Origin of the sequence: Methylobacterium sp. 190mf, assembly GCF_900107945.1 — a bacterium.
Taxonomy (GTDB): domain Bacteria; phylum Pseudomonadota; class Alphaproteobacteria; order Rhizobiales; family Beijerinckiaceae; genus Methylobacterium.
In genome coordinates this window covers 69,093-82,622 of sequence record NZ_FNVI01000014.1, presented here as the reverse complement: position 1 = coordinate 82,622, position 13,530 = coordinate 69,093, and the positions used below count along the sequence as shown (strand labels likewise).

Here is a 13,530-nt window from a genome sequence, read left to right as displayed (position 1 = left end):
CGCCCCGATATCCGGGCGGCCCCGCGACCGGTCGGCCGCGGGACGGAGGCCGGGAACGCTCAGCCGTCGAGCCGGGTCGCGGTGCCGTCGATCTCGGTGGGACGCAGGTTGCCGCTGCGCTCCAGCCAGCGGCGCAGCAGCCGGACGTTGCGGCGGTTGGCCTTGAAGGCGGCGTCGAACAGGTCGCCCGCCACCGGCACGGCGCCGATCAGCCCGTCGAAGGCCACGTTCAGGCCCATCCGGGCCACCAGCCAGCGCGGCGCCCCGAGGCGCTTCGCCTCGTAGACGATGAAGGACGAGATCACCATGCCGGCCAGGTCGCCGATCACCGGCACGAGGCCGATCAGCGCGTCGAACCCGACCCGCCGGTTGATGCCCGGGATGACGAAGGCGGTGTCCATCAGGTGGGCCAGCGTCTCCAGCCGGGCGAGGCTCGCCTCCCGTCCGAGATCCGCCGACAGGTAGGGGGGCCGGGTGCCGGCGCGGGTCTCGCCTCCGGGGAAGGTCTCGGCACGGGCGAAACGCCCGGCCTGAGCAGCCTGGGTGAAGTCCATGGTCGGGATCCGTCGGGAAGCCATCGTCCCCAACGATGTGGCCCCCCGCCCGGATCCGCGCAAGGACGGCGCCCGCTCGGCGCGCGCGGTCCGCCGTGATGCCCGTCCTGCTGCCCGTCCTGCTGCCGGTCATGCCGTCCCTCGAGCCGACCCTCATGCCCCGGCCCCCGGGAGCCCGCGCATGCGGTCGAGCGCCGCATCCAGGGTCGCGTCGTCCTTGGCGAAGCAGAGCCGGACGAGGCCGCGCACGGAGGCGTCCGGGTAGAAGGCGCTCACGGGGATCGCCGCGACGCCGTGACGGGTGACGAGGGCCTCGCAGAAGGCCACGTCGTCGGCGTGGCCGCGGGCGGCGATGTCGATGTTGAGGAACCACGTGGCCCGGGCCGGCAGCACGGTGAAGCCGAGGCCGCGCAGGCCGTCCGCGAGCCGGTCGCGGGACCGGGCGTAGCCGGCGCGCATCGCCTCGAACCACGGGGCCGGCTTGCCCAGCCCGTAGGCCACCGCCTCTTGGAGGTTCGGGGGCGTCGTGAAGGTCAGGAACTGGTGCGCCTTGGCGAGCCCGCGCATCAGCCGGGCATCGGCCATCACGAAACCGACCTTCCAGCCGGTGAGGGAGAAGATCTTGCCGGCCGAGCCGATCTTGACGGTCCGCTCCCGCATCCCGGGCAGCGCCATCAGCGGCCGGTGGCGCGCGCCGTCGAACACCACGTGCTCCCAGACCTCGTCGCAGAGGGCGGTCACGTCGAAGCGCTGGCAGTAGCGGGCGAGCAGGTCGAGGTCCTCGGGCGCGAACAGGGTGGCGCTCGGGTTGAGGGGGTTGTTCAGCACCACGACCCGGGTCCGCGCCCCGAAAGCCTCCGCGAGCGCGGCCTCGTCGAGGCGGAAGGCCGGGGGCCGGAGCGCCACGATCCGCGGTACGCCGCCCGCCCGCCGGACCAGGGGCAGGTAGGCGTCGTACATGGGCGCGAACAGCACGACCTCGTCGCCGGGCTCGATCAGCGCCAGGAGCGCGCCGGCCAGGGCCTCGGTCGCCCCGGAGGTGACCATCACCTCGGTCTCCGGGTCGAGGACGAGGCCCTGGTGCTGCGCGTAATGGGCGGCGACCGCCTCGCGCAGGGCCGGCAGGCCCATCATCGGCGGGTACTGGTTCCAGCCGTCCAGGAGCGCCCGCGCGCCCCGCTCGCGGACATCCGCCGGCCCGGCATCGTCCGGGAATCCCTGGCCGAGATTGATCGCACCGTGGACCCGCGCGAGACGCGACATGGTCTCGAACACGGTCGTGGGCAGCGCGTCGAAGATGGAGTTGATGACGGCGGACCTCATGCGGCGCGGCACGGGGTACGGCACGCGGCGCCGGGCATCGAGAGAGTCGGCATGGCGGGTCTCGGCATCGCCGGCCTGTAACATGGCCGTCGCGCGTTGCGGAATGTGCGCGGTCGCACAGACCCGGTCTCCGGCGCGCCGGGGCCTGCTGACGAATGTTGACATTCATCACCCGTCTCTTAGGTTCGGATCACGGCCGGAGCGGCGCACACGCCGACGGAGCTTCGCCCCCTCGCTCCGTCAGCGGGGCGCCGCTCCGGTCCCCAGAAGGGCCATCGACTTGCGGGTCGGTGGCCCTTTCGGCATGTCCGGACGCGGCCGCACCCGCTCACACCCCGCTCGCTGGGTCGGCCACCGGATACGACGATGCGGCCCTCCTCACGCGCGTTCCTCGGCTGCCTGGTGCTGGCGCTGCTGGTCGGCGGCCTCGGACTCGGCCTGCGCCGCGCCGTGGCCGTCACCCCGGTCGATCCCGCGTTCCGGGCGGTGCTGCGCGCTTATGCGGTACCGGACGCGTCCGGCGGGCCCCAGCAACACGAGTGAAACGTCGCCGCCCTAGTGACGGCGCATTGGCCGGGCACCGGTGGAGGGCGCCGCGAGGTGCGCGAGCGGCGCGGCCGCGGGTGTCCATGACGCCGCGGTAAGGAGCCGTTCGGGGCCCGGACAGCTTTATGGGCTTACGCTCCCGTACACGGGATCGGAGCCGTCGGGTCCCGCGGGACCGGGCGGCTTCAGGACGGGCTTCCGGGACGCGGCGTTCCGGGGGCGGCATGGGGGCTTGGACAGCGAGGGATAGGGTGCCGCCGGTCGCGCAGACGACCGTCCTGTGCTCTAGTCAGGCATGAACGAGAGTTCACCGATCCGGACCGACACGGCCCGCGCCTACCAGCCCGGCGAGGCGCCCGCGCGCGAGGTCCGGACGCGGCGCTTCCGCCCGATCCGCTGGCTCGTGATCCTGGTGCTGCTCGCCGGCGCCGGGGCGATCGGCCACCGCTGGTACGAGGCGCGCACCGGCAAGGGCGCCGAGCCGGCGACGGCGCATCACACCGGCGGCCACGGCGGCCGGCGCGGCGGGGCCGACATGCCGCAGGCGGTGGGCATCGCCAGCGCCACGACCGGCGACATGCCGGTGGTGCTGCAGGGCCTCGGTACCGTGACGCCGCTCGCCACCGTGACGGTGAAGTCGCAGATCAGCGGCTACCTCACGCAGGTGCAGTTCCGGGAGGGCCAGAACGTGAAGGCGGGCGACGAGCTCGCCCGGATCGATTCCCGCCCCTACGAGGCGCTGCTCGCGCAGTACCAGGGCCAGCTCGCCCGCGACCAGGCGCTGCTCCAGAACTCGAAGCTCGACCTGCAGCGCTACCAGACGCTGAACCGGCAGGACTCGATCTCGAAGCAGAACGTCGACACGCAGGCCGCCCTGGTGAAGCAGAACGAGGGCACAGTCGCGGCCGACCAGGCGCTCGTCGACCAGCAGAAGCTCAACATCGCCTACACGCACATCGTCTCGCCGGTGGACGGCCGCGTCGGCCTGCGCCAAGTCGACCAGGGCAACTACATCTCGGCCGCCTCCACGGCGATCGTGGTGGTGACCCAGCTCCACCCGATCTCGGTGGTGTTCACCCTGCCGGAAGACGACGTGTCGCGGGTGATGCGGCAGGTGCGGGCGGGCGCGAAGCTCACCGTGCGGGCCTACGACCGCGGCGACGCCCACGAGATCGCCACCGGCCGCCTCGACACGGTCGACAACCAGATCGACACGACCACCGGCACGGTGAAGCTGCGCGCGCTGTTCGACAATTCCGACGAGGAGCTGTTCCCGAACCAGTTCGTCAACGCCAAGCTGACCGTCGACACGGTGCGGGGCGCGACGCTGGTGCCGAATTCCAGCCTGCTCCAGGGCACGCCCGGCACCTACGTCTACCTGATGGACGGGGACAGCAAGGTCACGGTCCGGCCGATCAAGACCGGCGAGACCGACGGGATCCACACGGTGGTGGTCTCCGGGCTGAACCCGGGTGACCGCGTCGTCACGGACGGCACCGACCGGCTGAAGGACGGCGCGCCGGTGCGCATCACCGAGGGCGCGCCGGCGGCCGCCGGCGACGGCAAGGCCGCGGCGGCGAAGCCGGACGGCAAGGCTGACGGCAAGGGGGAGGTGAAGCCCGGCGCGCCCGCCGACGCGGCGGCGGATTCCCAAGGGACAGCGGAGGGCGGTCGTCGGCACCGGCGCCGTCAGGCGCAGTGAGGACGGCTCTGGCGCGACGCTCCCTCTCCCCCCTCTGCGGGGGAAGGGATAACGGGAGCGCGTCATGAACCCGTCCCGCCTGTTCATCCTGCGGCCGGTGGCCACGACGCTGCTGATGCTGGCGATCCTGATCGTCGGCGGCGTGTCGTACCTGAACCTGCCGGTCTCGGCGCTGCCGGCGGTCGATTACCCGACGATCCAGGTCCAGACCTTCTATCCCGGCGCCAGCCCCGAGGTGATGACCTCCTCGGTGACGGCGCCGCTGGAGCGGCAGTTCGGCCAGCTCGCCAACCTCAACCAGATGACCTCGCAATCCTCGGCGGGCGCCTCGGTCATCACCCTGCAGTTCAGCCTGGACCTGCCGCTGGACATCGCCGAGCAGCAGGTCCAGGCGGCGATCAACGCCGCCGGCAACCTCCTGCCCTCCGACCTGCCGGCGCCGCCGATCTACGCCAAGGTCAACCCGGCCGACGCGCCGGTCCTGACGCTGGCGCTCACCTCCAAGACCCTGCCGCTCACCCAGGTGCGCGACCTCGCCGAGTCGCGCCTCGCGCAGAAGATCAGCCAGGTGGCGGGCGTCGGCCTCGTGAGCATCTCGGGCGGCCAGCGCCCGGCCGTGCGGGTGCGATTCAACGCGCGGGCGCTTGCCGCCTACGGGCTCAACATCGACGACCTGCGCACCACCATCACCAACCTCAACGTCAACACGCCGAAGGGCACGATCGACGGGCCGAAGCAGTCCTACGCGATCAACGCCAACGACCAGATCCGCGACCCGAAGGCCTACGACGCGGCGATCATCGCCTACCGCAACGGCGCCCCGGTGATGCTCTCGGAGGTGGCCGACGTGGTCGAGGGGCCGGAGAACACCAAGCTCGGCGCCTGGGCGGACGCGACGCCGGCGGTCATCCTGAACATCCAGCGCCAGCCCGGCGCCAACGTCATCGCGACCGTCGACAAGATCAAGTCGCTGCTGCCGCAGCTCCAGGCGAGCCTGCCGGCCGCCGTCGCGGTGGCGCCGCTCACCGACCGGACCACCACGATCCGCGCCTCCGTGGAGGACGTGCAGTTCGAGCTCGGCCTCGCCATCGCGCTCGTGGTGCTGGTGATTTTCCTGTTCCTGCGCAGCCTGTCGGCGACCCTGATCCCGAGCCTGTCGGTGCCGCTGTCGCTGGTCGGCGCCCTGTCGGTCATGGACCTCTACGGCTTCTCCCTCGACAACCTGTCGCTGATGGCGCTCACCATCGCCACCGGCTTCGTGGTCGACGACGCCATCGTGGTGATCGAGAACATCGCCCGGCACGTGGAGGCCGGGGACTCGCCCCTGGAGGCGGCGCTCAAGGGCTCCCGCGAGATCGGCTTCACCATCATCTCGCTGACCGTCTCGCTGATCGCCGTGCTGATCCCGCTCCTGTTCATGGGCGACGTGGTCGGGCGGCTGTTCCACGAATTCGCCATCACGCTGGCGGCCACGATCATCATCTCGGCGGTGGTCTCGCTGACGCTGGTGCCTATGCTGTGCGCGCGGCTCCTGAAGCACGTCCCGGAAGCCGGTCACCGCCGCCGCGAGGGCGTCCTCTCCCGCCTCGGCCGGCGCGCCATCGACGGCACGATCGAGTCCTACGGCCGCTCCCTGCGGGTCGTCCTGAACCACCAGGGCCTGACCCTGCTGGTGGCGCTCGGCACGCTCGGGCTCACGATCTACCTGTTCGCGGTGATCCCGAAGGGCTTCTTCCCCGTGCAGGACACGGGCGTGATCCAGGGCATCACCCAGGCCGACCAGTCGGTCTCCTACGCCGCCATGGCCGAGCGCCAGCAGCGGATGGCCGAGATCGTCCTCAAGGACCCGGACGTGGCCAGCCTGTCGTCGTTCATCGGGGTCGACGGCCAGAACGTCACGCTCAATTCCGGCCGGATGCTGATCAACCTGAAGCCCCGGGACGCGCGCACCGCGACGGCCAGCGCGATCATCCGGCGGATCTCGGCGGCGGCGGCCAACCAGCCCGGCATGCGGCTCTACATGCAGCCGGTCCAGGACCTGACGATCGACACCGCGGTCTCGGCGACCCAGTACCAGGTGATCCTGGAGAGCCCGAACATCGACGATTTCGAGACCTGGGTGCCGCGCTTCACCGAGGCGCTGGCGAAGTCGCCCGTGGTCACCGACGTGGCGAGCGACCACCAGGGCCAGGGGCTCGCCGCCTACGTGACCATCGACCGGCCGACCGCCGGCCGCTACGGCATCACCCCGGCGACGATCGACAACGCCCTCTACGACGCCTTCGGCCAGCGGATCATCTCGACGATCTTCACCCAGTCCAACCAGTACCGGGTGATCCTGGAGGCCGACCCGAAGCTGCACACGACGCTCCGCAGCCTCGACGCGATCTACCTGCCCTCCTCCACGGCGACCAACGGGCAGGTGCCGCTCTCGGCGGTCGCGCGGATCAGCGAGCGGCGGGCGCCGCTGCTGATCTCCCATCTCGGCCAGTTCCCGGCCACCACCGTGTCGTTCAACCTCGCCCCCGGCGCGGCGCTGGGGCAGGCGGTCGAGGCGATCGACAAGGTCAAGGCCGAGATCGGCCTGCCGCCCTCGTTCCGGGTGGTGCCGCAGGGCTCGGTCTTCGCCTTCCAGTCGGCGCTCGGCAACGAGCTGTTCCTGGTCCTGGCGGCGATCGTGACCGTCTACATCGTGCTGGGCGTGCTCTACGAGAGCTTCATCCACCCGATCACGATCCTCTCGACCCTGCCGTCGGCGGGGATCGGGGCGCTGCTCGGCCTGATGCTGTTCGGCCTGTCGCTCGACATCATCGCGGTGATCGGCATCGTGCTGCTGATCGGCATCGTGAAGAAGAACGCCATCATGATGATCGACTTCGCGCTCCAGGCGGAGCGCGAGGACGGGCTCGAGCCCCGCGAGGCGATCTTCCAGGCCTGCCTGCTGCGCTTCCGGCCGATCCTGATGACGACGCTGGCGGCGCTCTTCGCGGCGGTGCCGCTGATCCTCGGCACCGGCGTCGGCTCCGAGCTGCGCCAGCCGCTCGGCATCTGCATCGCGGGCGGCCTGATCGTCAGCCAGGTGCTGACGCTGTTCACCACGCCGGTGATCTACCTGGCCTTCGACCGGCTGGAGCGGCGGATCTCGGGGCGGCGGGGGCCGGATCTCGCGCCCGGCGAGGCGCTGCCGTGAACATCTCCGAGCCGTTCATCCGGCGGCCGGTGGCGACCACGCTGCTCACGATCGGCGTGCTGCTCGCCGGGCTGTTCGCCTTCCTGAAGCTGCCGGTGGCGCCGCTGCCGCAGATCGACTTCCCGGTGATCCTCGTCCAGGCCCAGATGGCCGGCGCCTCGCCCGACACCATGGCCACCACCGTGGCGGCGCCCCTGGAGCGGCGGCTCGGCGCCATCGCGGACGTCAACGAGATGACGTCCACGAACTCCCTCGGCTCGACCCGGATCGTGCTGCTGTTCGGCCTCAACCGCGACATCGACGGCGCGGCCCGCGACGTCCAGGCCGCCATCAACGCGGCGCGCGCCGACCTGCCCGCGTCGCTCCGGCAGAACCCGACCTACCGGAAGTTCAACCCCGCCGACACGCCGATCATCATCCTCGGCATGACCTCGGAGACGCTGACCCGCGGCCAGGTCTACGATTCCGCCGCCACCGTGGTGCAGCAGAAGCTGTCGCAGCTGCCGGGCGTCGGCAACGTCGATATCGGCGGCTCGTCCCTGCCGGCCGTGCGGGTCGAGCTCGATCCCACGGCCCTGTTCAACTACGGCATCGGCCTCGAGGGCATCCGGGCCGCGCTCGCCTCCGCGAACGCGAACTCGCCCAAGGGCGAGATCGACGCGGGCGACCGCCGCTACCAGCTCTACGCCAACGATCAGGGCCGCAAGGCCGCCGATTACCGCGACATCATCGTGGCCTACCGCAACGGCGCCGCGGTGAAGCTCACCGATGTCGGGCAGGTGCTCGACGGGGTCGAGGACAAGCGCAACCTCGGCATCGTCAACGGCAAGCCGGGCGTGCTGCTGTTCGTCTACAAGCAGCCCGGCGCCAACGTGGTCGAGACCATCAACGCCGTGAAGGAGGCGCTGCCGCAGATCACCGCCTCCCTGCCCGGCGGCATCGACATCAAGCTCACCGGCGATCGCAGCGCCACGATCCGCGCCTCCCTCGCGGCCACCGAGGAGACGCTGCTGGTGGCGGTCGGCCTCGTCATCCTGGTGGTGTACGGCTTCCTGCGCTCCTGGCGGGCCACGCTGATCCCGGCGGTCGCCGTGCCGATCTCGATCGTCGGCACCTTCTCGGCGATGTATCTGCTCGGCTACTCGCTCAACATCCTGTCGCTGACCGCGCTGATCATCGGCACCGGCTTCGTGGTCGACGACGCCATCGTGGTGCTGGAGAACGTCCAGCGGCACATCGAGGAGGGCAAGCCCCGGCTCCAGGCGGCGCTGATCGGCGCGCGGGAGGTCGGGTTCACGGTGATCTCGATGAGCCTGTCACTCATCGCGGTGTTCCTGCCGATCCTGCTGATGGGCGGCCTCGTCGGCCGCATCTTCCAGGAATTCTCCGTCACCCTGTCGCTGTCGATCCTGATTTCCTTGGTGCTCTCGCTCACGACCACGCCGATGATGTGTGCCCGGCTGCTCCGGGCCGAGGGGCATGGCCCCAATGGCGAACCGCCGGCCGGCCGCCGGCCGAACCTGCTGATCCGGATTTTGGAGGGCGGCTTCGCCCGGCTGCTCGGGGCCTACGCGCGGACGCTGGAGGTGGCGCTCGCCCATCCGCGCCTCGTCCTGTTGAGCCTGCTCGCCACGGTCGGGCTCAACGTCTACCTCTACATCATCGTCCCGAAGGGCTTCTTCCCCGAGCAGGATACCGGGCAGATGATGGGCGGCATCCAGGCCGACCAGCGCATCTCGTTCCAGTCGATGGAGAAGAAGCTCACGCAGGCGACCGCGATCGTCGGGGCGGATCCGGCGGTCGAGAGCGTCGTCGGCTTCACGGGCGGCCGCGGCACCAACTCGGCCAACGTCTTCGTCGGCCTGAAGCCGCTCAACGAGCGGGCGCCGATCTCGGCCGTGATGGCGCGGCTGCGGCCGAAGCTCGCGCAGGTCGCGGGCGCGCGCCTCTACGTCTTCCCCCGCCAGGACCTGCAGATGGGCGGCCGCCAGAGCTTCGCCCAGTACCAGTACACCCTCCAGGGCGACACGGCCGAGGAGCTGTTCGCCGCCGCCCCGAAGCTGGTGGCGGCCCTGCAGAAGGACCCGACCTTCGCGGACGTGACCTCGGACCAGCAGGAGGGCGGGTTGGAGAGCCGGGTCGTGATCGACCGGGCGACCGCGTTCCGCTACGGCATCACGCCGAACAAGATCGACAACACCCTCTACGACGCCTTCGGCCAGCGCCAGGTCTCGACGATCTACAACCCGCTGAACCAGTACCACGTCGTGATGGAGATCGCGCCGCGCTACCTGGAAACGCCGGAGACGCTCAAGCAGATCTACGTCTCGACCTCGGGCGGCAACGCGCCGGGCTCGGCCACCACCAACGCGGTCGCCGGCACGGTGGCGGCGGGCGGGACCGTCAACACCAACGCGGCGACCGGCACCAGCAGCCCGGGCAGCGGGTCGTCGGCGAGCGCCGCGACCGGCGTCGCCACGGGCTCCGGCGCCGTCGGCGGCTCGGGCACCGCGGGCGCCGTCGCGGCGGCGGCCGCCGCCGCCTCCGCCAGCACGGCCGACACCGCCTCGAACGCCGCCGCCATCGCGTCCGACTCGGCCCGCAACGCCTCCGCCAACGCCATCGCGGCGAGCAAGGGCGGCGCCTCGTCGAGCGCGCCGGTCTCGGCCGCCAAGGAGACGATGGTGCCGCTCTCGGCCTTCGCGCGGATCGAGCCCGGCAGCGCCCCCGTGCAGGTGAGCCACCAGGGCCTGTTCGTGGCGACCACGATCTCGTTCAACCTCGCCCCGGGCAAGAGCCTGTCGGACGCCACCGACGCCATCGACCGGGCCATGGCCTCCCTGCAGCTGCCCGCCACGATCCACGGCGAGTATGCCGGCGCGGCCAAGAACTACGTCGCCTCCGCGTCGCGCCAGCCGCTGCTGATCCTGGCGGCGATCCTGGCGGTCTACGCGGTGCTGGGGATCCTCTACGAGAGCTTCGTGCACCCGCTGACGATCCTCTCGACCCTGCCCTCGGCCGGCGTCGGCGCGGTGCTGGCCCTGCTGGTGACGGGCACCGACTTCACCATCATCGCGCTGATCGCGGTGTTCCTGCTCATCGGCATCGTGAAGAAGAACGCGATCATGATGATCGACGTGGCGATCGACGCGGAGCGGACCCGGGCCGCGAATCCCGTGGACGCGATCCGCGAGGCCTGTCTCCTGCGCTTCCGGCCGATCATGATGACGACGCTGGCCGCCATGCTCGGCGCCGTGCCGCTGATCCTGGCCAACGGCGAGGGCGCGGAGCTGCGCCGCCCGCTGGGCATCGCCATCGTCGGCGGGCTGATTGTGAGCCAGATCCTGACCCTCTACACCACCCCTGTCGTCTACCTCACCCTCGATCGCCTCCGGCACAGGGTGCTCAACCGGCGCAGGCGCGGCGGGCGGAGCGGAGAAGCGGCGCTGCCGGCCGGAGAGTGATGGTTAAGGTTTCACGTGAAACAGCGGCGGCCGCGATCGCGCGCGGGGGTTCCTCCAACCCACCTCCTCATCCTGAGGTGCTGCGCAGCAGCCTCGAAGGAGGGCTCCAGCCAGGCGCGCGATTCCTGGAGGGCTCCTTCGAGGCCTCCGCTACGCTCCGGCACCTCAGGATGAGGTTCAGGGTGGGAGGTGCGCTTTTTACCCATCAACGGCTCCGCACCCTCGCATCCCTGCTCCTCGCCGCCCCGCTCCTCGCCGGCTGCGTGGTCGGCCCGGACTACACCCGACCCTCCGTGGAGACGCCGCTGGCCTACAAGCAGGGCGGTGTCCGGGAGGACAGCCCGGCCTACGTCGCGGCGCGGAAGAAGGGCTGGCGCGAGGCCCGGCCGAGCGACGCGGTCGAGCGCGGCGACTGGTGGCGGGTGTTCAAGGACCCGACCCTCGACCGGCTGATCCGCCTCGTCGACGTCGACAACCAGTCCCTCCGGCAGGCGGTGGCGAATTACCGGCAGGCGCGGGCGCTCGTCGCCTCCGCGCAGGCGGCCCTGTACCCGACGGTGATCGGCGCGCCGAGCATCACCCGGACCGGCAGCGGCACAGCCACGCGAACCAACGTGGCGCTGCTGGGCCAGGCGAGCTGGGAGCTCGACCTGTTCGGCGGCACGCGCCGCACCATCGAGAGCGAGGCGGCCCTGGCGCAGTCCGACGCCGCCACGATCGCGCTGACCCGCCTGAGCATCCAGGCGGAGATCGCGGCCGACTACCTGACGGTGCGCTACGCCGATTCCCTCCAGAAGGTGCTCGACGAGAACGTCGAGAACTTCAAGAGGACCCTGGCGATCACCGAGAACCAGTACGCCGCCGGGGTCGCGGCGCGCTCCGACGTGATCACCGCGCAGACCCAGGTCCAGACCATCCAGGCCCAGGCCATCGCGGTGCGCCTGACCCGGGTGCAGTTCGTCAACGCCATCGCCACCCTGATCGGGCGGCCGCCCTCCGAGGTGTCGATCCCGGTATCCGGCATCGGGCGCAGCCCGCCGGGCGTGCCGGTGGGCATCCCCGGCGACCTGCTGGAGCGGCGGCCCGACGTGGCCCAGGCCGAGCGCCTCGTCCAATCGCAGAGCGAGCGCATCGGCGTGGCGGTGGCGGCCTTCTTCCCGACCGTGACGATCTCGGCCCAGGGCGGCATCTCGGGGGCGACCCGCAACGGCCTGCTCTCAGCGGCCAACCAGGTCTGGTCGGTGGCGGCCTCCGGCAGCGAGGTGCTGTTCGACGGCGGCGCCCGCACCGCGGCGCTGCGCTCGGCCGAGGCCGGCTACGACGCGGCGGTGGCCAATTACCGGCAGGTGGTGCTGGCCGCCTTCGCGGAGGTCGAGAACCAGATGGCGGCTTTGCGCATCCTCGGCCAGCAGCAGGGGGCGCAGGACACCGCCGTGGACCTGTCGCGCAGGGCCGTGGAGATCACTCTCAACGAGTACCGGGCCGGCACCCAGAACTTCACCACGGTGGTGACCGCGCAGAACCTGCTCGTGAACAACGAGGTCAACGCCCTTCAGGTGCGACTGAACCGCTTCACTGCGGCGGTCACGCTGATCCGGGCGCTCGGCGGCGGCTGGGACGTGCGCGCCCTGCCGAGCGATTCCGAGCTGAAGGGCCCGAGCCTGCCGATCGACCGGGGCGGCCAGGCGGTCCGCCCCGACGAGTAGCGGCCGCCGGGCCGAGCGCCCGCGCGGGACCGTCAGGCCGCCGCCGCGTGCCCCCCGCAGAGCTGGACCTCGACGGTGACGTGGCTCAGGCCCTTCACCCCGGCGAGGCGCGCCTTGTAGTGGGCGGGCGGTTGCGGATCGTCGCTGACGAGGGCGATCACGGCGGCCCGGTGGCCCGGCCCGATCTGCCAGAGATGCAGGTCGCTGACCCGGTCGCCGCCGATCTCCAGGCGCTCCCGGATCTCCCGGGTGGCCGCCGGCGAGGACCGTGCGTCGAGGAGCACGAGGGCGGCCGTCCGCAGCAGGCTCCACGACCACGCCAGGATCACGGCGGTGCCGACGAGGCCCATGGCCGGGTCGAGCCAGGCGAGGCCGAGATAGCGCCCGCCGAGCAGCGCCACGATGGCCAGGACCGACGTCAGCGTGTCGGCCAGGACGTGGACGTAGGCGGCCCGGAAGTTCGTGTCGTGGCCGCCGTGGCCGCCATGCGCGTGGCCCGCGTGCGCGTGACCTCCGTGCGCGTGACCTCCGTGCGCGTGGCCTCCGTGATGGTGAGCGTGGTCGTCGTGGCCGTGGTCGTCGTGGTCGTCGTGCAGCAGCCAGACGCTCGCGAGGTTCACGGCGAGCCCCAGCACGGCGATCGGGATCGCCTGACCGAAGCCGATCGCCACCGGGTGCAGCAGCCGGTCGAGGCTCTCGGCGCCGATCAGCAGGGCGATCAGGCCGAGCAGCAGCGCGCTGGCGAAGGCCGCGAGGTCGCCGAACTTGCCGGTGCCGAAGCTGAAGCGGGGGTCGTCCGCGTGGCGCCGGGCGAAGTGGTAGGCGAGCGCCGCGACGCCCAGGGCCGCCGCGTGGGTCGACATGTGCCAGCCGTCGGCGACCAGCGCCATCGAGCCGAGCCACGTGCCGCCGGCGACCTCCGCCACCATCGTGACGGCCGTGAGCGCGACCACCGCCCAGGTCCGGCGGGCGTGCCGATCGTGCCGGTCGCCCAGGAAGACGTGGCTGTGGGCCCAGGGCTCGAGGGAATGGGTATGCATGCGGG

General features: G+C 71.4%; 8 protein-coding genes. 5 read left to right on the top strand and 3 right to left on the bottom strand.

Annotation, left to right across the window (positions count from 1 at the left end; translation table 11 throughout):
* Positions 1-59: 59 nt before the first annotated feature.
* Complete coding sequence (locus C4T42_RS17725) at positions 60-554, bottom strand: DUF4112 domain-containing protein (protein WP_020094022.1); 495 nt, start codon at positions 552-554, stop codon at positions 60-62.
* Positions 555-707: 153 nt separating this feature from the next.
* Positions 708-1,877, bottom strand: coding sequence for an aminotransferase (locus C4T42_RS17720; protein ID WP_244603221.1), 1,170 nt, complete (start codon positions 1,875-1,877; stop codon positions 708-710).
* Between the two features lie 366 nt (positions 1,878-2,243).
* On the opposite strand from C4T42_RS17720, the gene C4T42_RS31985 reads away from it, so the two are divergent.
* The 5 genes from C4T42_RS31985 to C4T42_RS17695 all read left to right on the top strand — a co-directional run bounded on the left by C4T42_RS31985 (position 2,244) and on the right by C4T42_RS17695 (position 12,485).
* Positions 2,244-2,420, top strand: coding sequence for a hypothetical protein (locus C4T42_RS31985; RefSeq protein WP_165923183.1), 177 nt, complete (start codon positions 2,244-2,246; stop codon positions 2,418-2,420).
* Between the two features lie 298 nt (positions 2,421-2,718).
* On the top strand, positions 2,719-4,125 hold the full coding sequence (locus C4T42_RS17715) for an MdtA/MuxA family multidrug efflux RND transporter periplasmic adaptor subunit (RefSeq protein ID WP_103985554.1): 1,407 nt from the start codon (positions 2,719-2,721) through the stop codon (positions 4,123-4,125).
* Between the two features lie 64 nt (positions 4,126-4,189).
* Positions 4,190-7,315, top strand: coding sequence for an MdtB/MuxB family multidrug efflux RND transporter permease subunit (locus tag C4T42_RS17710; RefSeq protein ID WP_091978973.1), 3,126 nt, complete (start codon positions 4,190-4,192; stop codon positions 7,313-7,315).
* On the top strand, positions 7,312-10,779 hold the full coding sequence (locus C4T42_RS17705; RefSeq protein ID WP_020094027.1) for an efflux RND transporter permease subunit: 3,468 nt from the start codon (positions 7,312-7,314) through the stop codon (positions 10,777-10,779). The genes C4T42_RS17710 and C4T42_RS17705 overlap by 4 nt, the downstream gene beginning before the upstream one ends.
* A gap of 170 nt (positions 10,780-10,949) precedes the next feature.
* The gene (locus C4T42_RS17695) at positions 10,950-12,485 is read left to right on the top strand and encodes an efflux transporter outer membrane subunit (protein ID WP_181049183.1); all 1,536 of its coding nucleotides are present in this window, start codon (positions 10,950-10,952) and stop codon (positions 12,483-12,485) included.
* Positions 12,486-12,517: 32 nt separating this feature from the next.
* On the opposite strand, the gene dmeF is transcribed toward C4T42_RS17695, so the two are convergent.
* Positions 12,518-13,525 (bottom strand): CDF family Co(II)/Ni(II) efflux transporter DmeF, encoded by a 1,008-nt coding sequence (dmeF, locus tag C4T42_RS17690; RefSeq protein ID WP_020094029.1) that lies wholly within the window; start codon positions 13,523-13,525, stop codon positions 12,518-12,520.
* Between the last annotated feature and the right edge of the window lie 5 nt (positions 13,526-13,530).